Annotated in this window: 19 protein-coding genes; 6 read left to right on the top strand and 13 right to left on the bottom strand. The window is 71.5% G+C overall.

Going from position 1 to position 22,922, the window contains the following annotated elements; translation table 11 throughout:
* Positions 1-11: 11 nt before the first annotated feature.
* Positions 12-1,355 (bottom strand): MFS transporter, encoded by a 1,344-nt coding sequence (locus MTES_RS09700; RefSeq protein WP_013585075.1) that lies wholly within the window; start codon positions 1,353-1,355, stop codon positions 12-14.
* Between the two features lie 154 nt (positions 1,356-1,509).
* On the opposite strand from MTES_RS09700, the gene MTES_RS09695 reads away from it, so the two are divergent.
* Both MTES_RS09695 and MTES_RS09690 read left to right on the top strand, forming a co-directional pair.
* Positions 1,510-2,520: a LacI family DNA-binding transcriptional regulator gene (locus MTES_RS09695; RefSeq protein ID WP_013585074.1), complete on the top strand. Its 1,011-nt coding sequence runs from the start codon at positions 1,510-1,512 to the stop codon at positions 2,518-2,520.
* Between the two features lie 186 nt (positions 2,521-2,706).
* Positions 2,707-3,693 carry an aldo/keto reductase gene (locus MTES_RS09690; protein WP_013585073.1) on the top strand — a complete coding sequence of 329 codons (987 nt, stop codon included), beginning with the start codon at positions 2,707-2,709 and terminating at the stop codon, positions 3,691-3,693.
* A gap of 43 nt (positions 3,694-3,736) precedes the next feature.
* Here MTES_RS09690 and MTES_RS09685 read toward each other — a convergent pair whose 3' ends face one another.
* The gene (locus MTES_RS09685) at positions 3,737-5,206 is read right to left on the bottom strand and encodes an MDR family MFS transporter (protein WP_013585072.1); all 1,470 of its coding nucleotides are present in this window, start codon (positions 5,204-5,206) and stop codon (positions 3,737-3,739) included.
* A 72-nt stretch (positions 5,207-5,278) separates the two neighbouring features.
* Between MTES_RS09685 and MTES_RS19720 the strand changes: the two genes are divergently transcribed.
* Entirely contained in the window at positions 5,279-5,905 is a 627-nt protein-coding gene (locus tag MTES_RS19720; protein WP_050901776.1) for a TetR/AcrR family transcriptional regulator, read from the top strand.
* Here MTES_RS19720 and MTES_RS09675 read toward each other — a convergent pair.
* The 3 genes from MTES_RS09675 to MTES_RS09665 form a co-directional block, all read right to left on the bottom strand.
* On the bottom strand, positions 5,889-6,734 hold the full coding sequence (locus tag MTES_RS09675) for a transglutaminase family protein (RefSeq protein ID WP_013585070.1): 846 nt from the start codon (positions 6,732-6,734) through the stop codon (positions 5,889-5,891). The genes MTES_RS19720 and MTES_RS09675 overlap by 17 nt on opposite strands.
* Positions 6,735-6,810: 76 nt before the next feature.
* Complete coding sequence (locus tag MTES_RS09670) at positions 6,811-7,743, bottom strand: alpha-E domain-containing protein (RefSeq protein ID WP_013585069.1); 933 nt, start codon at positions 7,741-7,743, stop codon at positions 6,811-6,813.
* A 49-nt stretch (positions 7,744-7,792) separates the two neighbouring features.
* Positions 7,793-9,577 (bottom strand): circularly permuted type 2 ATP-grasp protein, encoded by a 1,785-nt coding sequence (locus tag MTES_RS09665; RefSeq protein WP_013585068.1) that lies wholly within the window; start codon positions 9,575-9,577, stop codon positions 7,793-7,795.
* Positions 9,578-9,695: 118 nt separating this feature from the next.
* Between MTES_RS09665 and MTES_RS09660 the strand changes: the two genes are divergently transcribed.
* A complete protein-coding gene (locus MTES_RS09660; RefSeq protein WP_013585067.1) occupies positions 9,696-10,919 on the top strand; it encodes a carbamoyl phosphate synthase large subunit in 1,224 nt (407 codons plus the stop codon).
* A gap of 145 nt (positions 10,920-11,064) precedes the next feature.
* Here MTES_RS09660 and MTES_RS09655 read toward each other — a convergent pair whose 3' ends face one another.
* The 6 genes from MTES_RS09655 to MTES_RS09630 form a co-directional block, all read right to left on the bottom strand.
* Entirely contained in the window at positions 11,065-12,246 is a 1,182-nt protein-coding gene (locus MTES_RS09655) for a zinc-dependent alcohol dehydrogenase (RefSeq protein ID WP_013585066.1), read from the bottom strand.
* An 86-nt stretch (positions 12,247-12,332) separates the two neighbouring features.
* The gene (locus MTES_RS09650; protein ID WP_231848069.1) at positions 12,333-13,034 is read right to left on the bottom strand and encodes a glycosyltransferase; all 702 of its coding nucleotides are present in this window, start codon (positions 13,032-13,034) and stop codon (positions 12,333-12,335) included.
* 14 nt (positions 13,035-13,048) lie between these two features.
* Positions 13,049-14,410, bottom strand: coding sequence for a PIG-L family deacetylase (locus tag MTES_RS09645; RefSeq protein ID WP_013585064.1), 1,362 nt, complete (start codon positions 14,408-14,410; stop codon positions 13,049-13,051).
* Entirely contained in the window at positions 14,404-15,450 is a 1,047-nt protein-coding gene (locus MTES_RS09640; RefSeq protein ID WP_231848068.1) for an acyl-CoA dehydrogenase, read from the bottom strand. Before MTES_RS09640 ends, MTES_RS09645 begins: the two co-directional genes overlap by 7 nt.
* 195 nt (positions 15,451-15,645) lie before the next feature.
* Complete coding sequence (locus tag MTES_RS09635; RefSeq protein WP_013585062.1) at positions 15,646-16,812, bottom strand: alpha/beta fold hydrolase; 1,167 nt, start codon at positions 16,810-16,812, stop codon at positions 15,646-15,648.
* 103 nt (positions 16,813-16,915) lie between these two features.
* Positions 16,916-17,755: a helix-turn-helix transcriptional regulator gene (locus MTES_RS09630; protein ID WP_013585061.1), complete on the bottom strand. Its 840-nt coding sequence runs from the start codon at positions 17,753-17,755 to the stop codon at positions 16,916-16,918.
* Between the two features lie 151 nt (positions 17,756-17,906).
* On the opposite strand from MTES_RS09630, the gene MTES_RS09625 reads away from it, so the two are divergent.
* Together MTES_RS09625 and MTES_RS09620 are read left to right on the top strand one after the other, a co-directional pair.
* Positions 17,907-18,848, top strand: a complete 942-nt coding sequence (locus MTES_RS09625; RefSeq protein WP_013585060.1) for an SDR family oxidoreductase — start codon at positions 17,907-17,909, stop codon at positions 18,846-18,848.
* 49 nt (positions 18,849-18,897) lie between these two features.
* Entirely contained in the window at positions 18,898-20,436 is a 1,539-nt protein-coding gene (locus MTES_RS09620) for a molybdopterin-dependent oxidoreductase (RefSeq protein WP_013585059.1), read from the top strand.
* A gap of 103 nt (positions 20,437-20,539) precedes the next feature.
* On the opposite strand, the gene rocD is transcribed toward MTES_RS09620, so the two are convergent.
* Both rocD and ddaH read right to left on the bottom strand, forming a co-directional pair.
* Positions 20,540-21,757 carry an ornithine--oxo-acid transaminase gene (rocD, locus tag MTES_RS09615; RefSeq protein ID WP_013585058.1) on the bottom strand — a complete coding sequence of 406 codons (1,218 nt, stop codon included), beginning with the start codon at positions 21,755-21,757 and terminating at the stop codon, positions 20,540-20,542.
* On the bottom strand, positions 21,754-22,638 hold the full coding sequence (gene ddaH, locus MTES_RS09610) for a dimethylargininase (RefSeq protein WP_013585057.1): 885 nt from the start codon (positions 22,636-22,638) through the stop codon (positions 21,754-21,756). Before ddaH ends, rocD begins: the two co-directional genes overlap by 4 nt.
* Positions 22,639-22,922: the final 284 nt, after the last annotated feature.

The following is a 22,922-nucleotide window of genomic DNA, read 5'->3' as shown; positions in this document are numbered from 1 at the left end:
GAGACGGAGGGTCAGCGGACCGAGCGGATGCGGAGCACGACGGCACCGGCGAGGACGACGCAAACGGCACCGACGATGTACACGAGCGTGTAGTTGCGGGCGTCGCCGCTGACGCCGATCAGCAGGATCGCGGAAGCGAGCAGCGGGGCGATCGACTGCGGAATCGACGTCGCGAACCCGACGATGCCCATGAACCGTCCGGCGTCCGTCTCGCGCTCGGGGAGCACATCGAGCAGCAACGCCGTATCGACGGCGGCGAACATGCCCAGGCCGACCGAGCCCAGCAACGATCCGACGATGAGGAAGGTGAGGTCGGGCGCGAGCCCCTGCGTGACCATGCCGGCGGCCATGATCACCCCGCCCACGAGTACGAACACACGGCGGCGGTGGAGGCGGTCCGACAGGAAGCCACCCCCCAGTGCGCCGAGCGTCACCGCGAGGATGCCGCCGAGGCTGAGCGAGGCGATGATCCCGGTGACCGACTCCACGGGGACACCCAGACGGTCGGCGAAGAAGAACGCGGAGTACGTCGTGCTGAGGGTGATGCCGGTGTAGAAGAGGAAGCGACCCAGCCAGTTCCACGAGAAGTCGGGGTGCTTGCGGGGGTTGTAGAGGTACTTCGCGAGCATCTGCGTCACGGTCATCGGATCCTTGGGGATCGACCGGCTGTCGTCCTCGTGGACGAGCGTGACGAACAGCACGACGAAGAGGACGCCGACGGCTCCCGGAACGAGGAAGAGCAGGAGCGCATCGGCCGTGAAGAACTGCGCGAGCACCACACCGAACACAGGGGCGATCTGCGTCGCGAAGCTCGTCAGTCCGGCCACGCGACCCCGCTGCGACTCGGGCAGCCGGTCGGCCTGCGAGATGTTGAGGTTGCTGAGGGTGGTGCCCCATCCCCACTGCGCGAGGATCCACCCGAGGCCGACGACGAACACGTTTGGGGCGAGAGCCATCACGAACAGCGACACGACACCGATGAGCATCCCGCCCAGCATGAACGGACGGCGGCGTCCGAAGCGGGTGCGCGTGCGGTCGCTCCAGATCCCCATGAAGGGCGAAGTGAGCATGACGAACAGCGCGCCGGCACCGGTGATGAAGCCGAGGTACTCGGGATGTCCGGGTGCGAGGGTGTTGACGCGGATGGTCAGCGAGATGGCCAGCGGTGTGATGAAGGCCATGAAGACGCCGAGCTGCGCGAGCGTCATGAACCAGATATAGCGGGGGCCGACCTTGGGCATCTCCCCGGGGGCGTCGTCGACGTCGATCACCTCTGCCATGGCGGCGGGGACCGGCGGGATCGGCTGCGGCATCGGGATGTCGGAAGCCGGAGCGTTTTCGGAGGGGGCGTTCATCGCGAAGACTCCATTGTCGAGTGGGAGATCGGGCTATGAAACGTTTCACGGGCCGATCTAGAGGTGCTTGCGCGTGCAAGTGAATGGAACATACCAAGATCAACTTGCGCGTGCAAGTAGAGTGTCCCTATCAGAACGCACGAGAGGCGATGACATGACGACCGCTCCGCAGACGCGCCGCGCGACCGCGGCCGACATCGCGCGCGCCGTCGGCGTCTCCCGCGCCACGGTCGGCTACGTGCTGAACGACACCCCCGGTCAGACGATCTCCGCCTCGACCCGCGAGCGCGTGCTCGATGCCGCGAGGGCGCTCGGTTACCGCCCTCACGCCGCCGCCCAGGCGCTCGCGAGCGGACGGACGCGCATCGTCCTGCTCGTCCTGCCCGACTGGCCGCAGGATTACAGCGTGCGCCGCTACATAGAGGAGGCTTCCCTCCTCCTCGACGAGGCCGGCTACACCCTCGTCACCTGGACGCCCCACGCGACCGGGAGGACTCGCCCCCTGTGGCAGTTGCTCGATCCGGATGTGGTCTTCGGCTTCCTCCCGTTCTCCGACGCCGACGTGGCCGCCATGCGGGAGCAGGGCATCCGCGCCATCATCCCCGACCCCGACGTGGAGGCTCCCGCGGGCGAGGCCGAGCGCGTCGGCGGTGCGGGTCCCGCCCTGCAGGTGCAGCACCTGTACGAGCTCGGACATCGCCGCATCGCGTTCGCGTCGACCTCCGATCCGCGGTTGGCCGACCTGAGCCGCGAACGACACGACGTCGCCCTGCGAGCCGCGACGGCGCGAGGGATGACGTGCGCGCCACCCGAGCTCGTGGACGCGCCCGGGATCGACCTCGAAACGCTCGTCCACGGGTGGGTTCGCGACGAGGTGACCGGGGTGGTCGCCTACAACGACGACATCGCAGCGATGGTCGCGGGCGCAGCGATCACCGCCGGGCTCGACGTGCCGGAAGACGTCTCGGTGATCGGACACGACGATTCACCCCTGGCATCCCTCTTCCTCCCCCGCCTGTCGAGCGTGCACCTCGACGGCACCGCACTCGGGCGGCTGGTCGCCGACCTCGTCCTCGCGAAGATCGAGGGCCGCGAGCCCGCCCCGCTCCCACCCGTGACGTTCGAGACGGTCATTCCGCGGGCGTCGACCCGTCGCGTGGGGTGACGGACTCGTCGTCATCGCGCAGCGGCCGGTGGCCGCGATTCGTCCCTCCTCGATACCCTGAGGCGCTGAGGGGCAGACACAGCGGGATGGTCCGCGTGCCGGGCCACCTGGCAGGCCGGGAACGGCGCGAAACCGAAGGCGGGCTTCGATGGGATGCCGCTGCAGCGGCGCGAGAGGAATGACGACATGCACACACGGACGCTGGGACAGGGGCTCGAGGTGTCGGCCGTCGGGCTCGGCTGCATGGGGATGTCGCAGTCGTACGGACCGAATCCGGGCGACCGCGACGACATGATCGCCGTGCTGCGCTCGACTCTCGACGCGGGCGTCACTCTCTTCGACACCGCGGAGGTCTACGGCCCGTACGACAACGAAGAGTTGGTCGGTGAGGCGCTCGCGCCGATCCGCGACCAGGTCGTCATCGCCACCAAGTTCGGGTGGGACATCCGCGACGGCGCGATGGCCGGACTCGACAGCCGGCCCGAGCAGATCCGTCGCGTGGCCGACGCGTCGCTCGCGCGTCTGCGCACCGACGTGATCGACCTCTTCTATCAGCACCGCGTCGACCCCGACGTTCCGATCGAGGACGTGGCGGGAACGGTGGGCGAGCTCGTCGCCGAGGGCAAGGTGCGCCACTTCGGGCTCTCCGAGGCGTCGGCGGCGACCATCCGCGCCGCCCACGCGACCTTCCCCGTGACGGCGCTGCAGAGCGAGTACTCGCTGTGGACCCGCGATCCCGAGGCGGAGATCCTCCCCACCCTGGCGGAGCTGGGCATCGGATTCGTGCCCTTCAGTCCTCTCGGCAAGGGGTTCCTCACGGGCACCGTCGACACCTCGACCGCCTTCGCAGAGGGCGACATCCGCACGCGCGTCCCCCGCTTCGAGGCCGACAACCTCGCCGCGAACCAGGCGCTCGTCGCGCACGTGCGCGAGCTCGCCGAGCAGAAGGACTCCACGCCCGGGCAGATCGCGCTCGCCTGGCTGCTCGCCCGGGGGCCGCACATCGTCCCCATCCCCGGCACGCGGCGCACCGAGCGGATCATCGAGAACGCGCGGGCGACCGAGGTGGCCCTGTCCGCCGACGAGAAGGCGGACCTCGACGGACTCGCCCGCCGCGTCGGCGTCCACGGCGACCGCTACAACGCGCAGCACATGGGCTTCGTGAACCGCTGACGGGCGCGATCCCGACCGTCTCGCTGACGGTCGGGCCAGCGCCTCAGTGCACAGGCATCCCCTCGACACCCTCGGCCTGCTTCGGCGTCCGCACGAACGCCGCGAGCACGATCACCGCGATCGACAGGCACGCCGCGAGGAAGAACGCGGAATGGATGCCGGTGGCCGTGGCATCCACGACACTCGCTCCCCCGTCGACAGCCGAAGCGGCACCCACGGTCATCAGCGTCACGAACACCGCCGTCCCCGCGGCGCCCGCGAGCTGCTGCACGGTCGAGACGATCGCGGAGCCGTGCGGATAGAGCTCGCGCGGGAGCGAGCCGAGCGCCGAGGTCATGAGCGGCGTGAACATGAACGCCAGGCCGAGGCTCAGCACGCAGTGCACGGCGATCACGAAGCCGGCCGCCGTCTCGGCGGAGAGGGTGGCGAAGCCCCACAGCCCGAGGCTCGCGATGATCGCGCCGGGCAGCACGAGAGGGCGCGCGCCGAAGCGGTCGAAGAGATTGCCGACCAGCGGGGCCATGAGCCCCATGAGCAGGCCTCCGGGCAGGAGGAGGAGTCCGGTCGGGAGCGTCCCGAGACCCAGGACGTTCTGCAGGTAGATCGGCAGGAGGATGAGGACGCCGAAGAGCATCGTCATCGCCACGACGACGAGGATCACGGCGAGGGTGAACGACGAGTGCCGGAAGACACCGAGGTTCAGCAGGACGCGGTCGGTCGAGCCGAGGCGCAGCTGACGGACGACGAAGGCCGCGAGGGCGACCACGCCCACGACGAGCGGGATCCAGACCGGCACGATCTCGTGCCCGCTCGCGGCTTCGCCGATGCTCGACAGGCCGAAGATGAGGCCGCCGAAGGCCAGCGCCGAGAGCACCACCGAGATCACGTCGAGCGTCACGCGGCGCGTGTCGGTGAGGTTGCGCACCCAGCGGGCGCCGAGAGCGATGGCGACGAGGGCGATCGGGACCATCACGACGAACATCCCGCGCCAGGGGAAGACCGAGAGGATCAGGCCCGACACGGTCGGCCCGATGGCCGGGGCGACCGAGATGACGATCGAGATGAGGCCCATCATGCGCCCGCGGCGGTGGGCCGGCACGACGTTCAGCACGGTGGTGAACAGCAGCGGCAGCATGATCGCCGTCCCGCAGGCCTGCACGATGCGCGCGCCCAGCAGCACGCTGAAACCGGGCGCGAGCGAGGCGATCACGGTACCGAGGGTGAACAGGCCCATGGCGGTGAAGAACAGGGTCCGCAGCGGCAGCCGCTGGATGAGGAAGCCCGTCGTCGGGATCACGACCGCCATGGTCAGCAGGAACGCGGTCGTCAGCCACTGGGCCGTGGCGGCGGAGATGTCGAGCTCGCGCATGAGCTCGGGAAGGGCGACGCCCATGACCGTCTCGTTGAGGATGACGACGAACGCGGCGACGACGAGCAGGGCGATGACCGCGCCGGGGCGCACGGCGGGCTTTCCGGGCGGGGCGGTGGTGGGGACGGTTCCGGTGGCGACCATGAGCGACCAATCTCAGCAGGAGAAGACAATATGGCAGTGACTGCCAAGAAGACATGGACTACCGTATCGGATGTGAGCACCCCCACGACACCTCCCGTCGGCGATCTCCGCGACCGCCGCCGCCGCGAGACGTCGGTCGAGATCTGCGCAGCCGCCCTCGACCTGTTCGAGGAGAAGGGCGTGCACGGCACGACCGTCGACGAGATCGCCGCCCGCGCCGGTGTCTCCCCCCGCACCTTCTTCCGCGTCGCGGGCACGAAGGAAGACGCCGTCTTCGTCGACGACGGTCGCTTCGCCGACGCCCTCGCCGGGGTCGCCGAGGTGGGCGACGACATCGCGGCCCTGCTGACCGCGCTCCGTCAGGTGTTCGCGCGCGAACTGGAGCTTCTGGATGCCGATCCCCGCGCGCGCGAGCGCTTCTTGCGCGTGCGGCGGCTCATCGCCCACGAGCCCGCACTGCTCGGCGCCGCCGTCCGCCGCGAGGTCACCTCGGCCGACCGCTTCGTGCCCGAGATCGCCGAGCGGATCGGCCTCGCCGAGCTCGACGTCCGCACCGCCCTGGGTGTCGCCGGCCTCGAGATGCGGACCACCCTCGACGAGTGGGCCCGCCGCCACGACGCCGGCGAGACCGCCACCCTCGAGGACCTGCACCGCGAGGTGCAGGCAGGGCTGGGCCGCGCCATCACGTCTCGCGCGTGATCGTCACCTTGACCTTGAGCTGACTCTTGCCGGGGCCGGCGTAGACACCGCGCAGCGGCGGCACGTCGTTGTAGTCGCGACCGCGACCGACGAGCACGTGGCGATCGCCGATCTCGATGTTGTTCGTCGGGTCGAAGCCCTGCCAATCGCCGGCGAACCACTCGACCCAGGCGTGCGACTCTCCCGTCACGGCCTCTCCGACCTCGGCGGAGGGCTTCGGGTGCAGATAGCCCGAGACGTAGCGGGCCGGGATGCCGACTTCGCGCAGGGCCCCGATCGCGATGTGGGCGATGTCCTGGCAGACGCCCTTCCGCGCGTCCCAGGCATCCACGGCCGTCGAGGTGACGCCCGTGACGCCCTGCATGTACTCGATCGCGTCGCCGATCGCCTCCGCGATGGCGTGCGCCGCGGGACCGGGGCGATCGTGCCGGGCGGCGATCGATCGCGCGAGCTCGGCCACCTCGGGGTGCGGCGCCGTCCGGCGCGTCTGCGTCAGCTGCTCGACCGTGGAGATCGACCGGTCCGCCTCGGCCGCGAGCTGCTCCCACGTCATGTCGGTGTGCTCGATCGGGCGCGGGCGCACCTCGACGAGCGAGCGCGCCGTGATCGTGAGGGCGGCGTGCGGGGAGAGCACGTCGAACGCGGCGACACGCGTGCCGAAGTAGTCGACGTACTGGTTGACCGACGTCGACGGCTCGATGTCGAGCGACGAGCTCAGCACGAACTGGCTGTCGGTCGAGTGCGGCAGCATGCGTGCCTCGTTGTACGACGCCGAGACGTCGCCGGGGTAGGCGAAGCCGGTCTGGTGTTCGATACGGAGACGTTTCATCGTCCGTTCCCTTCACCCCGGCGGCGCACCGAGGGTCCCTGAGCCTGTCGAAGGGGTCCCTGAGCCTGCGGAAGGGTCATGAGATCTCTCCGATCCAGCTGGGCTCGGCCTGCGTCGGGAAGAAGCGCGAGCGGATCGCCTCGGACGCCTCTCGCGTCACCGTCTGCACGCGCTGCATGTGCTCGGGCAGGTCGGTGAGCACGTCGCTGACCGGCCGGTACTCGAGATCGTTGCGGATCTGGCCGAGCGCCCGCAGCACCGTGTTCGAGTGGCCGACGCGGTCGGCGCGGGGGTCGATCGCGCTCATGCAGTCCTCGGCGCGCTGGATCGAGTAGATGATCGAGCGCGGGAACAGACGGTCGAGCAACAGGAACTCCGCCGCGTTGCGGGCACTCGGCATCCCTCGATAGGTCCGCAGGTACGCCTCGTACGCGCCGCACGAGCGGAGGATGGTCGTCCACGAGGGGCCCGAGACCTCGGTGAGCGACCGCGTCGCGAGCAGCCGCGCGGTCATGTCGGTGCGCTCGATGCTGCGCCCGAGCGTGAAGAACTGCCACGCCTCGTCGCGGTTCGTCGAGGAGTCGACGATGCCGATGGCCAGGGCGGCGCGCTCGCGCACCCACTGGAAGAACTCGTGCACCTTCTCGGTCTGCAGGCGTCGCGGCATCCGGGAGTTCGTGGTGTTGAGGATCTCCCACAGCTCGGTGGAGACGATCTCCCGCGCCCGGCGGGCGTTCTCTCGCGCCGCGGTGATCGAGTAGGCGATGCTCGACGGGTTCATGCGGTCCACCGCGAGGCGGGCCAGCACGTCGTCGCGGCGCACCGAATCGACGTTCTCGGGCCAGGCCGAGCCCATGACGCTCAGCAGCGACCGGCACGCGGTGTCCTCGTCGATCCACGGGTCTTCGAGGAGCAACTGCAGGTGCACGTCGAGGATGCGCGCGGTCCCGTCGCTGCGCTCGATGTACCGCCCGATCCAGAACAGGCTCTCTGCGATGCGACTCAGCATGAGTCGGCCTCCCTGGTCCCTGAGCTTGTCGAAGGGTCCGCGATGCGACTCAGCATGATCCCTGCTCCCGTCCGTCACCCGCGGGCGCGATCGAGGACCCTGAGCTCGTCGAAGGGTCCAGGCCCGCCGCGAACGCCTGTTGCTGCTGCTGTTCCGCCTGCGGACCGTGCTGCACGGTGGCATCCTGCTGCTGCTGTTCCTGCTGCTCCCGCCCGCCGGCGCGCGGATCACGGGGCGCGGTCGCGGGAGCCGGCTGACCGTCGTAGATGATCGGGATCGACTCGGTCACCGCGGCCTGATCGGCCACGAGTCCCGAGACGCCCTGGCCCTGGCCGTACTCGACGTGCGAGGGTGCCGCACCGCCGACCACCCAGGTGTCCTTCGAGCCCCCGCCCTGGCTGGAGTTCACCACGAGCTGGCCCTCCGGGAGGGCGACGCGCGTGAGCCCGCCGGGCAGCACCCAGATGTCGTCGCCGTCGTTCACGGCGAAGGGGCGCAGGTCGGCGTGCCGCGGACGCATCCCGTCCTCGACGAGCGTCGGGATGGTCGAGAGCATGACGACCGGTTGCGCGATCCACCCGCGGGGATCGGCGAGCAGACGCTTGCGGAGCGCGTCGAGCTCGGCGGGCGAGGCATCCGGTCCCACGACCAGTCCCTTTCCGCCGGAGCCGTCGACGGGCTTCACGACGAGCTCGGGCAGCCGGTCGAGCACCTCTTCGAGAGCGCCCGGATCCTCGAGCCGCCACGTGTCGACGTTCTTGAGGATGGGCTCCTCGGCGAGGTAGTACCGGATGAGGTCGGGCACGTAGGTGTAGAGCAGCTTGTCGTCGGCGACCCCGTTGCCCACGGCGTTCGCGATCGTGACGTTGCCCAGGCGCGCGGCGAGCATGAGCCCGGGGGCACCGAGCATCGAGTCGGCGCGGAACTGCAGCGGGTCGAGGAAGTCGTCGTCGACGCGGCGGTAGATGACGTCGACGCGCTGCGGCCCGCGCGTGGTGCGCATGAACACCTTGCCGCCGATGCACAGCAGGTCGCGCCCCTCGACCAGCTCGACGCCCATCAGGCGCGCGAGCAGCGTGTGCTCGAAGTACGCCGAGTTGTAGACGCCCGGCGTGAGCACGACGATGTTCGGATCGTCGATCCCGGGCGGGGCCGACGCGCGGAGGGCGGCGAGCAGCTTGTTCGGGTAGTCGCCGACGGGGCGCACGCGCATCGACACGAACAGCTCAGGCAGCGTCTGCGCCATCACCCGGCGGTTCGAGATGACGTACGAGACCCCCGAGGGCACGCGCACGTTGTCTTCGAGCACGCGCATCTCGCCGTGCTCGTCACGGATGAGGTCGATGCCCGACACCTGGATGCGCACGCCGTTCGCACTGCGGATGCCGGCTGCCTGGCGGTAGAAGTACTGCGACGACGAGATGAGGCCCGCGGGCAGGATGCCGTCGCGCACGCAGTGCTGGTTGCCGTACGCGTCGTCGAGGAACGCCTCGAGCGCGCGGACGCGCTGCTTGACGCCGGCCTCGATCCGCGACCACTCGTCGTAGGCGATGACGCGGGGCACGGCATCCAGCGGGAAGGGCCGCTCCTCGCCCGCGAAGTCGAACGTCACGCCCTGCGCGAGATACGAACTGGCGAGCGATTCGGTGCGCCCGCGCAGCTCTTCCTGCGTCATCTGCGCGAGCGTCTGGTACAGCTCCCGGTACGCCTCGCGAGAGGGGGCGGCTTCTCCGGGACTCGCCGGAACGCCGAACATCTCGTCGAACGCCGGGATGCCGGAAGCGGTCTTGCGCGGCGCCAGCGTGGAGCCGTAACCGTCGAACAGGTCACCCATGCGACGACTCTACTCAGGGCCGTGTTGCGGGAAGGTTTCCCCACGGTCGTCTCACGCGAGGGCACAGCAGATGGATAGAGTGACGCCTACGTCTGCCGCCACGACCAAGGGTGCCTCCATGCGCGTGCTCGTCACCAGTTCCCGTAACACCTTCGCCCTCGACCTCATCCGCAAGCTCGGGAGCGTCGGCCACACGGTCTTCGCCAGCGACACCTACGACGGAGCGGTGGGCAACCACTCGCGCTTCCTCGCCGGCCACCTCGCCACCCCGTCGCCGCGGTTCGAGACCGACGCCTTCATCGCCACGGTGGGCGACTACGTCGAGAAGCACGACATCGACCTGATCATCCCGACGTTCGAGGAGGTCTTCTACCTCGCCGCGCGCGTGGCCGATCTCCCCTCCGGCGTCCGCCTCTTCTCCGGCACGTTCGCCGACCTCGCCCGCCTCCACGACAAGGCCAGCTTCCAGCGCCTGGCTCAGGATGCCGGGGTGCCCATCCCCGAGACGGTCATCGTCACCTCCCCCGAGGAGCTGCGCACCGCGATCGACAGCTTCCCCCGCTACTTCGCCCGCGCGGCGTTCTCGCGGGGCGGGGTGGGCCTGCTGACCAACACCGGTCCGCTCGCCGGCAAGATCCCCGTCGAGGAGTGCGTCCCCACCCCCGAGCAGCCGTGGCTGGTCCAGCCGTTCGTCGACGGGCCGATGGTCTGCACGTACAGCGTCGTCGTCGACGGCAAGGTGCAGGCGCACACCACCTACAAGGCCGCCGAGCAGTGGGCGCACTCCACCGCGATCGCGTTCATCGCCGTCGACAGCACCGACACCCTGCGCTACACGCAGCAGATCGTCGACACCCTCGACCCCGGGTTCACCGGCCAGATCTCGTTCGACTTCGTCTACCACGGCACCGACGCCGCCCCCGACTACAAGATCATCGAGTGCAACCCGCGCCCCACCAACGGTGTCATCCTGCTCGACGCCGAGGACGTGTCGAAGGCCATCGAGGGCGAGCTGGCCGAGCCCGTCGTCGCCGTTCCCGGGACCGAGCGCCAGATCACGCTCGCCGTCGTCGCGGACGCGTTCACCGAGCCGCTGTCGCACCTGCCCAAGACCCTGCACGACCTGCTCCACGTGCGCGACGTGGGCGCGGGGTGGTGGGACGGAGCCGCGATGCTCTGGAGCCCGGCCACGATCGTCCACGGCGCGAAGATCTCGCACGGCGACCGCAAAGAGATCCTCGCGGCGCTCGGCGACGACATCGTGTGGAACGGCGAGGCGATCGACGGCATGAGCGACGCGGACGCCGCGGCCCTCGAGGCCGTGCACGCGGGCCGCGTGTAACTTCCCGGCATCCGGAGTCGGGCGCCGTGCCGTCCCGCGGAGTTCGCGGCCGGCACGCCGCCACGGAGGACCCGTGCCCGGCGTGCCACCGCCGTTCTCCGCAGGACGGTCCGGCCGCGTCACGGCACCGCGGCCGCTCCGGCCGTCAGGAACCGGGGCGGAGCACCACCTTGATGCAGCCGTCCTCCTTCTTCTGGAACGTCTCGTACAGACGAGGGGCGTCCTCGAGCGGGGCGTGGTGCGTGACAAGGTCCATCACGCCGAGCGGGTCCGCGGGGTCTTCGACCAGCGGCAGCAGGTCGTCGATCCAGCGCTTGACGTTGCACTGGCCCATGCGGAAGTTCAGCTGCTTGTCGAACATCGTCTTCATCGGCAGGATGTCGGCCTCGCCGGCGTACACACCGCTGAGCGAGACCGTGCCGCCGCGGCGCACGAGGTCGATCGAGGCGTAGACCGCGGCGAGGCGGTCGAGGCCGGCCTTGTCCATGAGCTTCTGCGCGAGCGCGTCGGGAAGCAGCCCGACGGCGTTCTGGGCCAGCTTGACGGCCCCGTTCCCGTGCGCCTCCATGCCGACGGCATCCACGATCCCGTCCGCTCCGCGCCCCTCGGTGAGGTCGATCAGCTCGTCGACCACCGTGTCGGTCAGGTCGTAGGTCAGGATGCCGTGGCGCTCGGCCATCGCGCGACGCTCCGCCTCCGGCTCGATCGCGAGCACGCGGTAGCCGAGGTGCACGCCGATGCGGGCGGCGAACTGGCCGACCGGGCCGAGGCCCATGACCGCGAGCGTGCCGCCCTCGGGCACGTTCGCGTACTGCACGCCCTGCCAGGCGGTGGGGACGATGTCGCTGAGGAAGAGGTAGCGGTCGTCCGGCAGGTCGTCGCCGACGCGGATGTGGTTGTAGTCGGCGAGCGGCACCCGCAGGTACTCCGCCTGGCCGCCCGGCACCTGACCGTAGAGCTTGGTGTAGCCGAAGAGCGCCGCGCCGCTGCCGTACTCGCGCACCTGCGTCGTCTCGCACTGCGATTGCAGGCCGCGGCGGCACATGAAGCAGTGTCCGCACGAGATGTTGAAGGGGACGACGATGCGGTCGCCGACGGCGAGGTTCGTCACGGCCGAGCCGACCTCGACGACGACGCCCATCGGCTCGTGGCCGAGCACGTCGCCCTTGTCGATGAAGGGGCCGAAAAGCTCGTACAGGTGCAGGTCGGAGCCGCAGATCGCCGTCGAGGTGATCTTCACGATCGCGTCGGTCGGCTCGAGGATCTCGGGGTCGGGGACCTCCTCGACGCTCACGTTGCGCGTGCCCTGCCAGGTCAGTGCCTTCATGGTGGTGCCTCTCGTTCCGGGGGACGGCCAGTCTGCGCGGTGCGACGGGAGCGACCGAGGTGGTTGACGAACGCTCGTCCGATGGTTCAGGCGCCGGGAGCCGCGAGCGGCGGCGCGTCCACCCAGTCGTGCACCCGACGCAGGAACGCGGCGTACCCGGCGGGGGCGCGCCCCGTGAACCGGCCCGACGTCTCGACCTCGTGCACATCGCTCGCCCGCTCGCGCGCGCCGAGAGCCCGCACCGCACGGACGAGGTCGACGTCCTCGTGCGCGACGAGATCCCGGATGCCACCGGCTTCGGCGTAGGTGCTCGCCCGCACGCCCAGATTGGCCCCGTGCACGTTGCCCGGCGGCCGACCCCGGTGGTGCGTCGCGCGCCAGTAGGCCGCGTGGCGGGCGCTGAGGTCGGCGAAGTCGGGGCGGACCGTTCCGAGGACAAGGTCGATCCCGGCATCCATCAGGTCGAGCTGGTGCGTGATCCAGTCTCGGGGCACGACGGTGTCGGCGTCCGTCATCGCGATCCAGGTGTCCTCCGGAGCGGACCCGAGGGACGAGAGAGCGCGCGCGACGCCTGTCCGGCGGGCGGCGCCGACGTTGCGCGCCGAGATCTCGACCGCCTCGACCGGCCAGCGTCGCACCTGCGGGGTCGTCGTGTCGGTGCACGCGTCGAGCACGACGACGACCGTTGCGGCCAGCCCCGCTTCCCGTTCGCGCGCGTGCGCCACCGCGCGGGTCACCGAGGCGAGGCAGCGCCCGATCAGCGCCTCCTCGTCGTGCGCGGGGATCACCACCGCCACCGCCCTCACGGCACGAGTCCCGCCTCGGCCGCCACCGACCGCGCACCGGGGCGCGCGAAGACCTCGAGCACGAAGTCCTCCTCCTCATGCCGGACGAGGCGCACCAGGTCGGGGCGCGCGGCGAGCGCGTCGTGCACGTCGTCGCCGGTCCACGGGTATTCGGCGACCGGATGCCGCCAGTGACAGGCCACGAGATGACCGTCGGCGCTCATCGAGCCGACGCTCGCGGTGAGACCCCGGTCGAGATCGGCGCCGGCCCAGTAATACGCCACTTCCGACAGCACGACGAGGTCGAACGCACCCTCGGGCCACTCGGCGGGGAGCGTCGCGCGGCGGAGCTCGACGCTCGCCCGTCCGGCCAGGCGTTCGCTCGCCCGGTCGAGGGCGGCAGGCGCGAGGTCGACCGCGAACACCCGGTCGCACCGTTCGGCGAGCTCGACCGTCAGTGCCCCCGTCGAGCATCCCGCCTCGAACGCCGAGCGGTAGCGGTGGCGGGGCAGAGCGGCGAGGAGCACGGTGCGCTTGCGCTCCTCGTACCAGCGCGAGTCGAAGCCCCACGGGTCGTCGTGCCGCGCGTACATGTCGTCGAAGTACTCCTGCCCGACGGAGGGCCGTTCCACACGGGCCGGGGCGAAGAACACCTCGCTGTCCCGGTCGAAATGCGCGCGCATGCGGGTGTGGATCATCTCCTCGTCGCCGGGGGCGGCGGACAGCGGAAGGATCTGGCTCGTGTGCGCGGCGAGCGCGCGGGTCTTGGCATCTTGGATGTCCGGACTCAGCGGCAGGTGCTCGACGTGCTCCCACGGGACGTCGTCCGGGCCGCCCCAGTGCCACAGCCAGATGGGGAACGCGCGCGAGCGGATCCGCCTCGCGGCGCAGACCTCCTCGACGACCTCGCCCACCACGCGGTGATCGCGGTGCCCGTCGCCGCGCCACGGCGACAGCACGAGCACACGGCACGGACCAGCGCGGTCGAGAGTGTCGTGGAGGGCCGCGGCGATGGCATCCCGGTACTCGTCCGCGCCGCCGTCGGGGAGACCGAGGAAGATCGGCGCATTCGTCAGCCCGAGGATCTCGGTCGCGGCGAACACCTCTCGGCGGCGGCGCAATGCCAGGGTCGCCGGGCTGTGGGTGGGCGAATCGGGGTGCGAGCCCTCGCCGTCGGACACGACGAGGAGGTCGATCGGGATGCCGCGGGCGGCGGCGGTGGCGAGGAGTCCCGCGGCGCCGAGGCTCTCGTCGTCGGGATGCGCGGCCACGACGACGATCCGGTCGACATCGAGGTCGAGGGCGGGGAGGTCTCGGGCGAGGGCGGCGGTCCAGACGTCCTCGGCGGTTCCGGGATCGCGGTGATCGAAGCTCACCATGCGGCGTTCCCCGCCGCGATGTCGGCGCCGATCCTCGCGAGGTCGCGATCGCCGTGGTGCTGCCGGATGTAGACCTGCAGATCGGCGACCCGGCGGGCATGAGCCTCGTCGACGACGAGCGGTCCCGGGCCGAGGGCACGCGCGGCCTCGGCGACGGTCGTCTCGACGGCGTCGGCGACGACGGTGCGCGCGCGGTTCGCCCGCAGACCCTCGGATGCCTCTCCCCCGGCGCCGAACACCGTCGCGGTCTCGACGAGCACAGCGCGCGCGGCCCACAGCGCGACGTCGGCGCGCGCGAGGTGCACGCGGGAGAGCTGGTCGGCGCTGTCTCGCGCCGCCGCCGCGGCGAGCGGGTCGCGAAGGGGAACGGCCCCGCCCCACCAGCACGCGGCGACACCGACCCCGCCGTGCGCGAAGCCGGGACGCCGCAGGTACCACCCGGCATCCCCCACCGGGACGGCCGGAGCGCCGTCGACGTCGATCGGCGCGCTGACGACCCGCTCGAGTCCACGGGCGTGCCACGGTCCGGGGCGCGCCGTCACGGCGGGGTCGCGCAGGTCGAGGGCGAAGAGCTGCCGGTGCGTGTCATCGACCCACGCGGTCACCAGCGCGCGGTCGAGGTCGGCGGCGAGGGAGCACCAGGGTTTCGTGCCGTGCAGCGTCCAGGTGCCGGCATCCCGTCTCGCCTCGAGTCGCATCCCCGGGCCCTCGGCGGCGAAGACGCCCCACGATCCGCTCGTGTCGAGGTCGGGTGCGAACCCGGCCGCAGCGGCTTCGTCGAGGATCGCGAGGGCGTCGAGGTGCGGCTCCAGCATCCTCGCCGCGGCGACGTCGCGCGCAGCGACCGAGGCGAGCAGCTCCCAGGTCGTCGCGAGGGAGTGCGGCCGCGCGACGCTCGTCACCCAGGCGAGCGTGGCGGCGAGGTCGGTACCGAGGTCGCCGACGGCATCCGCCCCCGTCAGCGTCGCGCGCATGCCGTCGAGGCCGGCCGTGTCGGGTGGGAGCAGGAGGGGGAAGCGGGGATGGTCGCCGTCGGTCACGCGCGTCAGCTTGGGCCCGGGGTCCGGGTTCGGCCAGATCCTTGACACGGCACTCCGCGCGGGTCGTGCCGTCCCGCGCCGCTCACGGCGACGGGCCCACGGGCCCTGCATCGTCCCGCGGAGGTCCCCGACGCGCGTGTTCTCGAGCCAGGGCGTCCCGCACGAGATCCGGATGCCACGCCCCGGCGCCGCGGATCAGCGGCGCAGCACGCGCCGGCGGAGCAGGGCGTCGAGGTGCGCGATGTGCAGCAGGAGGCCGGGGAAGGCAGCCGACAGCCCCTTCCGAGGCAGGCGGTCGAGGGCGGGCTCGTCGCCGGGGAGGCGGTCCTGCTGGCCCCGAACCAGCCGTCGGACCGCGTTGAGCAGCGCCATCGGGTGGGTGTCGAGGGCGCTGTGGCCGTTGTGGATGCGCACGAGGGTGGCATCCGGTGCCGCCGCGACCACCCGCTCGGCGATCGCCGACGGGGTGCGCAGGTCGCGGTCTCCCGAGAGCACCACGAGCGGCCAGTCGAAGGAGCGGACCGCCTCGATGAGGTCGTACGGCTCTCCGACGAACGCCGGGTAGCGGGGCGCGAGAGGGAGGTAGGTGCGCGCGGGATCGAGCGGGTGGCCGTCGGGGGTGCCGCCGTAGCCCAGCTCGCGGAACGCGATCGTGCCCACGAGGTCGAACTCGTAGATCCCCGGGAACCGCGCGATCTCGGCGTCGCGCGTGGCGTAGGCGCCCAGGGCGCGCCACGCGAATCCGGGCCGGTGCCGCACGAGGGGGTGTACGAGGTCGGTTCCGCCGAGCTCGTAGGCGGCGCGGACGATGTCGAGCACGATCCGCTCCGAGACCCCGGCGGCCACGAGGCGCTTCACCCCGCGCGCCATGTCGTCGTCGGCATCCCAGAACAGCTCCCGCAGGCACGCGCGCTCAAGATCGATGTCATGGGCCGACTGCAGGGCGGAATCGAGCAGCATGGCATGGACCCGCTCCGGATGCCGAGCCCCGAACGCCATGGCGAGGTAACTGCCGTACGACGAGCCGACGATCACCGCGCGGTCGACACCCTCCGCGTCGAGCACCGCCGCGAGATCGTCGAGCACCTCCGTGATGCGCATGGCCTCGGGGGGAAGGGGATCGCCGGCCAGGTCGTTGCGGGAGCGACCGACACCGCGGTGCTCGACCATGATCAGGTCCAGCCCGCCCCGGGCGGCCCAGCGCCGGAGGCCCCGGTACGGCAGCACCGAGGCGAGTCCCGGCCCGCCCGGGATCACGAGCACGGGCGTCGCCCCGCGCGGCCCGGAGCGCACGTACGTCAGGTCGAACGCCGGGGCTCCGCCGGTGGCCGGGCGCCGCACCCGGCGGACGTTCTCGCGCATGTCAGCACGCTACCCGCCGCGCGGCGGGCGCAGGCGGATGCCGGCGGGCGCGGGCGGGCGCGGACGCACGGGTACGAGCTCGGGCGCGGGCACCGCCCCGGCCTCACGCGGGGACGCCGGGCCCGACCACGGCCAGCAGCCGCAGCTTCTCGGCGCTCTCCGTCCCCGGTGCCGCGGTGTAGACGAGCAGCGAGTGGCTCGTTCCGGGGTCGGTCAGCGTCTGGCAGTGCACCTCGATCTCTCCCACGGTCGGGTGCAGGAAGTGCTTGGTGTCCTTCGCCCGAAGCCCCACCTCGTGGAGAGCCCACAGCGCGCGGAACTCCTCGCTCCGGCGCAGCAGGTCGTCGGCGAGACCCGCGGCGCGAGACCCGGGTCCGCGTCGACCGACGATCTCGCGCAGCCCCGATGCGAAGAGACGGCTGAGGAACGCGTGGTCGTCCGGGGCGTACACCGCACGCGAGGCCGGGTCGGCGAACCAGCGGTAGCCGAGGCTCCGCATCGGTCCATGGCGGAGACCCGCGTCGCCCATCAGGGCGACGCCGAGGCGAGACTGCCGCAGAGTCTCGCCGAGTTCGGTGACGACCTCCGCCGGGGTGTCGTCGAGGCGATCGAGCACGCGGAGGAGCCCCGGGCTGATGTGCTCCCCGTCGAGCCCGTGCTCGGAGGGCACGTGCCCGGCCAAGCGGAACAGGTGATCGCGCTCTGCGCGCGACAGGTGGAGCCCCTGGGCGATGGATGCCAGCATCTGCTCCGACGGCTGCGGTCCGCGCTCTCGCTCGAGGCGGGCGTAATAGTCGGTCGACATATGGCTGAGCGCGGCGGCTTCTTCGCGCCGCAGGCCGCGGGTGCGCCGCCGCACGCCGCGGGGCAGGCCCACGTCCTCGGGCTGCAGCGCCTCGCGGCGCGTGCGCAGGAAGTCCGCCAGCGCGGCTCGATCGATCACGGGGTCCTGTCTACCGTCCCGGGCCGCCACGAACCAGGGCGCGCCGATCCCCCTCTCACGAACCCGGGCCTCGCGAGCCGGGGATCGACAGGCCCTGTCTCCGCGCCGACGATCACGTGATGCTGGGGCGACGACCGAACGAGGAGCCCCCATGACCCGCGACATCACCTTTCCCCTCCCCTCCCTCGCCGACCGCCGCGTCGTCCTGACCGGCGGCAGCGACGGCATGGGACTCGTCATGGCCGAGCGCCTCGCGGCGGCCGGGGCCGAGCTGGTGCTCCCCGTCCGCAACCGGGAGAAGGGCGAGCGGGCGGCGCGTGGCATCCGGGATCGTCACCCCTCCGCGCGGATCGAGGTGCATGATCTCGACCTCGCGTCTCTCGAGTCCGTGGCGGCGTTCGGTGCCGCCCTGCGGGAGGGAGGGATGCCGGTGCACCTGCTCGTCAACAACGCCGGGGTCATGACCCCGCCGGAGCGGCAGACGACCGTCGACGGGCACGAGCTGCAGTTCGGGACGAACCACCTCGGCCACGTCGCTCTCGTCGGACACCTGCTGCCGCTCCTGAGAACCGGCGGGGCGCGGGTGGTCACGCAGCTGAGCGTCGCCGCCGCCCGCGGTCGCATCGACTGGGACGACCTGGAGAGCGCCCGCGGCTACAACGGCCAGCGCGCCTACGCGGCATCCAAGATCGCCCTCGGCCTGTTCGCTCGAGAGCTCGACGAGCGCTCGCGGCGAGAAGGGTGGGGCATCCGCAGCGTCGTGGCGCACCCCGGCGTCGCCCCGACGAACCTGCTCGCGGCGCGTCCCGAGATCGGACGTGCGGCCGACACCACGGGCGTCCGCGTGGTGCGGTGGCTGTCGACGCGCGGCCTGCTGCTCGGCACGGTCGAGTCCGCCGGGCTTCCGGCGTTGCTGGCCGCCACCACCGACGACCCGCGTAGCGACGTGCTCTACGGCCCGAGCGGCTTCGGGCACCTCGGCGGAGCTCCCGGCACCCACGCGCTGTACCGCCCACTGCGCGACCTCGCCGAAGCTGCGCGGGTGTGGGACACCTCGATCCGGCTCGCGGGGGTGCATGCCGGTTCGCTATGAATTCCGCGCCTCCGGCGCCGCGACCCCCAGCGCTCCGTAGGCTCCCCTCGTGGCCCCCGTATCCTCCCGCACCCGCGACCTCCCGGCGATCGTCGCCGCGATCGGCGCGACCGTTCTCGGTGCGGGTCTCGGCGAGCTGGCCGCCGCTGTCATCTCCCCCTCGGCGAGCCCCTTCGCGGTGATCGGCGGGGGCATGATCGACATCGCCCCCGCGTGGGCGAAAGACCTCGCGATCAGCCTCTTCGGCACCGGCGACAAGACCGCCCTGCTCGTCGGCATCGCGGTGCTGCTGCTGGCCGTGGCCGGAGCCGCCGGAGCCCTCGAGGGGCGCCGGCCCCCGTGGGGACGGGTGGTTCTGGCGGCGGTCGGCGTGGTCGGCGCCTTCGTCTCGCTGGTCCGTCCCGACGCGGGGCTGCTGTCTCCGGTGCCGTCGCTGGTCGCGGGCGCCGCGGCCGCCCTGGTGGCGGGCCTGCTCATCGGCCGACTCCGCCCCGCGACCGTCGCGACGGAGACCTCCACCGGTCCCACCCGTCGCGGGGTCCTCGCCCTCTCCGGCGTCGCGGTCCTCGCCGGAGCTCTCGCTGCCGCCGGGTCCGTCGCGCTGAGCAGCGGCGCCCGGGCGGTCAGCGCGGTGCGCTCCGCCCTGCGCCTGCCGACCCCGACGACGACCGCGACGGTGCCTGCGACCGCGAATCTCGGTATCGACGGCCTCTCCCCCGTGATCACCCCGGCCGCCGACTTCTACCGCATCGACACCGCGCTCGTGGTGCCGCAGGTGGACCCGGCCACGTGGAGTCTGCGCGTCCACGGCCTCGTCGAGCAGGAGGTCGTGCTGCGGTGGGACGACCTGGTCGCCCTCCCGCAGAAGGAGACGGTCGCCACCCTCGTCTGCGTGTCGAACGAGGTCGGCGGATCGCTCATCGGAAACGCCCGCTGGCTCGGCGTGCCGATCCGCGACCTCCTCGCGCGCGCGAAGCCGACGGCCGAGGCCGACATGGTCCTCTCCCACTCGGTCGACGGGTTCACGGCATCCACCCCCCTCGAGGCGCTCACCGACGACCGCGACGCTCTGCTGGCGATCGGCATGAACGGCGAGCCGCTGCCCCTCGAGCACGGCTTCCCCGTCCGCATGGTCGTCCCCGGCCTGTACGGGTACGTCTCGGCGACGAAGTGGGTCAGTGAGCTCGAGGTCACGCGCTATGACCGCGCCGAGGGGTACTGGACCTCGCGCGGGTGGTCGGAGCGCGGGCCGGTGAAGCTCCAGTCGCGCATCGACGTCCCCCGGGCGGGCGCCCGGATCGCCGCGGGCGACGCGGTCATCGCGGGTGTCGCCTGGCAGACCCACGTCGGCGTCTCGGGGGTCGAGGTGCAGATCGACGACGGTCCGTGGCAGCCGGCGAAGCTCGCCACAGCTATCTCGACCGACACCTGGGTGCAGTGGAGCCTGCCGTGGACGGCGACGAGCGGTTCGCACACCGTGCGCTGCCGCGCGATCTCGGCCACCGGCGAGACCCAGACGCCCGACCAGGCGCCCCCGGCCCCCGACGGCGCGACGGGCTGGGACGAGCTGACGGTCTCAGTGGCTTGAGACCCGCACCCGCCGCCGAGAGCACACGAACCGCGCGAGAGCACCCGGACTTGGCCGCGTCGATCGGGTGCTCTCGACAGGATCGTGTGATCTGGAGCGGTGCTCAGTGAGGCAGCACGTGCCGCAGCTGTTCGACAGCCCAGTCGAGCTCGGTCGCGCGGATCGTCAGCGGCGGCGCAATGCGGATCGTCTGGCCGTGCGTGTCCTTGACGAGCACGCCGCGCGCCAGCAGCTTCTCGGCGATCTCGCGGCCCGTGCCGTAGGCGGGGTCGATATCGACACCGGCCCAGAGTCCCGCGATACGCACCGCGGTCACCCCGTGCCCCACGAGCGCCTGCAGGGACGCCTCGAGGTGCTCGCCGAGGGCCTTCGCGCGGGTCTGGAATTCTCCGGATGCCAGCATCTCCACGACCCGAAGTCCCACGGCCGCCGCCAGCGGATTGCCGCCGAACGTCGAGCCGTGCTCCCCCGCGCGGATCACGCCGAGCACGTCCTCGTTCGCGACGACGGCGGACAGGGGCAGGATGCCACCGCCCAGTGCCTTGCCGAGCAGGTACACGTCGGGAACGACGCCCTCGCGATCGCACGCGAACGTCTCGCCCACGCGGCCGAGGCCCGACTGGATCTCGTCGGCGATGAACAGCACGTTGTTCTCCGTGCAGATCTCGCGCACCCGCTGCAGGAAGCCCGCGGGTGGGACGACCACCCCCGCCTCGCCCTGGATCGGCTCCAGGAGCACCGCGGCGGTGTTCTCGTCGATCGCCGCGGCGATGGCACCCGCGTCGCCGTAGGGAACGTGCACGAAACCCGGGGCGTAGGGGCCGAAGTCGTCGTGCGCGGTGGGGTCGTCGCTGAAGCCGACGATCGTCGTGGTGCGCCCGTGGAAGTTGCCGTTCGCGACGATGATCGTCGCGGCATCCGCGGGGATGCCCTTCGTGCGGTAGCCCCAGGCGCGCGCGACCTTGATGCCGGTCTCGACCGCCTCGGCCCCGGTGTTCATCGGCAGCACGAGGTCTTTGCCGCACAGCTGCGACAGGGCCGTGGCGAACGGCCCCAGGCGATCGTTGTGGAACGCGCGGCTCGTGAGCGTGAGGCGTTCGAGCTGCTCGCGGGCCGCGGCGAGGATCGCGGGGTGCCCGTGACCGAAGTTCAGGGCCGAGTACGCCGAGAGCAGGTCGAGGTAGCGCTTGCCCTCGACGTCGGTGATCCAGACTCCCTCGGCGCGCGCGGCGACGACGGGCAGCGGGTGATAGTTGTGCGCGACGTGCGCGCTCTCGGCCTCGATCAGGGAGAGGCCGAGGTTGTCGACGGTGGCGCTCATCGGGCACCGCCGCGCAGTTCGAGCGTGCAGCACTTGATGCCGCCGCCGCCGAGCAGCAGCTCGGACAGGTCGACTTTCACGGGGGTGTAGCCGCGCTCGCGCAGCTGCGCCTCGAAGCCGACCGCGCGCGGCGAGATGATGACGTTCTTGCCGTCGCTCGCGGAGTTGAGGCCGAACACCGCGCCGTCGGCATCCGAGACCCGGATCGCGTCGGGGTAGCGCTCGCGCAGGATCGCCTGGCTGCGCTCATCGAACGCGTTCGGCAGGTAGGCGATGTTCGCCTTCTCGACGCCACCGGGACCCTCGACGGGATCGAGCACCGCGATGGCGGTGTCGAGGTGGTAGAACCGCGGGTCGGTGAGGGTGAGCGAGACGACCTCGCGCGAGAACACCTCGCCCACCTCGCGGTGGCTGTCACCGGTGGAGCGGAAGCCGGTTCCGGCGAGGATCGTGTCGCCGACGAGCAGGAAGTCGCCCTCGCCCTCGTTGACCTCGACGGGCTCGGCGACCTCGAAGCCGTTCGCGGCGAACCAGTCGATGAAGGCCGGCGCCTCGGCGGCGCGCTCGCGGAAGCGGAACTTGGGGCCGTACGCGACGCCGTCGATCACGAACCCGCCGTTGGCCGTGTAGACCATGTCGGGCAGACCCTCGAGCGGGTCGATGAGCTCGATCTCGTGGCCGAGCGACACGTAGGTGTCGTACAGCGACTGCCACTGCTGCACGGCGAGGTTCGTGTCGGTGGGGCGCGAGGGCTCCATCCAGGGGTTGATGCTGTAGCTCACCGTGAAGTGCTCGGGCCGGCACATGAGGTACCGGCGGTGCTGCTGCACCCGCTCGGTGGGCGTGGCCTCGGCGGTGGTGGCGATGGGGGTAGCGGACATCTCTGCTCCTCGGAGAAAAGGTGCGGCGGACGCTGTCCTGGGGCTCGGTGGCCCTTCGAACCCGTCGGTGCCGGAGCACCGTGCGGGGAAAGGTCGGTCCGAGCACGCCGCGCTCATTCTCGCACGGGCGCGCGGGCGGGAGCTAGCGGGCGCGCGCGGGTGGGCGCGCGCGACGCTCGAATCTCGCAGAAACGCACGAACCTCGGAGATTCACGACGGAAACCCGCGGGTTCGGCGCGAAACTGCGAGCTTCCACCGCGGCCGCCCCCGCCGGCCCCGACCGG

The sequence above is a fragment of the Microbacterium testaceum StLB037 genome (assembly GCF_000202635.1).
GTDB lineage: Bacteria > Actinomycetota > Actinomycetes > Actinomycetales > Microbacteriaceae > Microbacterium > Microbacterium testaceum_F.
The sequence above is the reverse complement of the archived record's forward strand: the minus strand, read 5'-3'. Positions and strand labels throughout refer to the sequence as shown.

What these genes read in the sequence shown, in the direction of transcription:
- MTES_RS09700 (WP_013585075.1), bottom strand. Translation starts at nt 1,355, where the DNA reads ATGAACGCCCCCTCCGAAAACGCTCCGGCTTCCGACATCCCGATGCCG.
- MTES_RS09695 (WP_013585074.1), top strand. Translation starts at nt 1,510, where the DNA reads ATGACGACCGCTCCGCAGACGCGCCGCGCGACCGCGGCCGACATCGCG.
- MTES_RS09690 (WP_013585073.1), top strand. Translation starts at nt 2,707, where the DNA reads ATGCACACACGGACGCTGGGACAGGGGCTCGAGGTGTCGGCCGTCGGG.
- MTES_RS09685 (WP_013585072.1), bottom strand. Translation starts at nt 5,206, where the DNA reads ATGGTCGCCACCGGAACCGTCCCCACCACCGCCCCGCCCGGAAAGCCC.
- MTES_RS09675 (WP_013585070.1), bottom strand. Translation starts at nt 6,734, where the DNA reads ATGAAACGTCTCCGTATCGAACACCAGACCGGCTTCGCCTACCCCGGC.
- MTES_RS09670 (WP_013585069.1), bottom strand. Translation starts at nt 7,743, where the DNA reads ATGCTGAGTCGCATCGCAGAGAGCCTGTTCTGGATCGGGCGGTACATC.
- MTES_RS09665 (WP_013585068.1), bottom strand. Translation starts at nt 9,577, where the DNA reads ATGGGTGACCTGTTCGACGGTTACGGCTCCACGCTGGCGCCGCGCAAG.
- MTES_RS09660 (WP_013585067.1), top strand. Translation starts at nt 9,696, where the DNA reads ATGCGCGTGCTCGTCACCAGTTCCCGTAACACCTTCGCCCTCGACCTC.
- MTES_RS09655 (WP_013585066.1), bottom strand. Translation starts at nt 12,246, where the DNA reads ATGAAGGCACTGACCTGGCAGGGCACGCGCAACGTGAGCGTCGAGGAG.
- MTES_RS09645 (WP_013585064.1), bottom strand. Translation starts at nt 14,410, where the DNA reads ATGGTGAGCTTCGATCACCGCGATCCCGGAACCGCCGAGGACGTCTGG.
- MTES_RS09635 (WP_013585062.1), bottom strand. Translation starts at nt 16,812, where the DNA reads ATGCGCGAGAACGTCCGCCGGGTGCGGCGCCCGGCCACCGGCGGAGCC.
- MTES_RS09625 (WP_013585060.1), top strand. Translation starts at nt 17,907, where the DNA reads ATGACCCGCGACATCACCTTTCCCCTCCCCTCCCTCGCCGACCGCCGC.
- rocD (WP_013585058.1), bottom strand. Translation starts at nt 21,757, where the DNA reads ATGAGCGCCACCGTCGACAACCTCGGCCTCTCCCTGATCGAGGCCGAG.
- ddaH (WP_013585057.1), bottom strand. Translation starts at nt 22,638, where the DNA reads ATGTCCGCTACCCCCATCGCCACCACCGCCGAGGCCACGCCCACCGAG.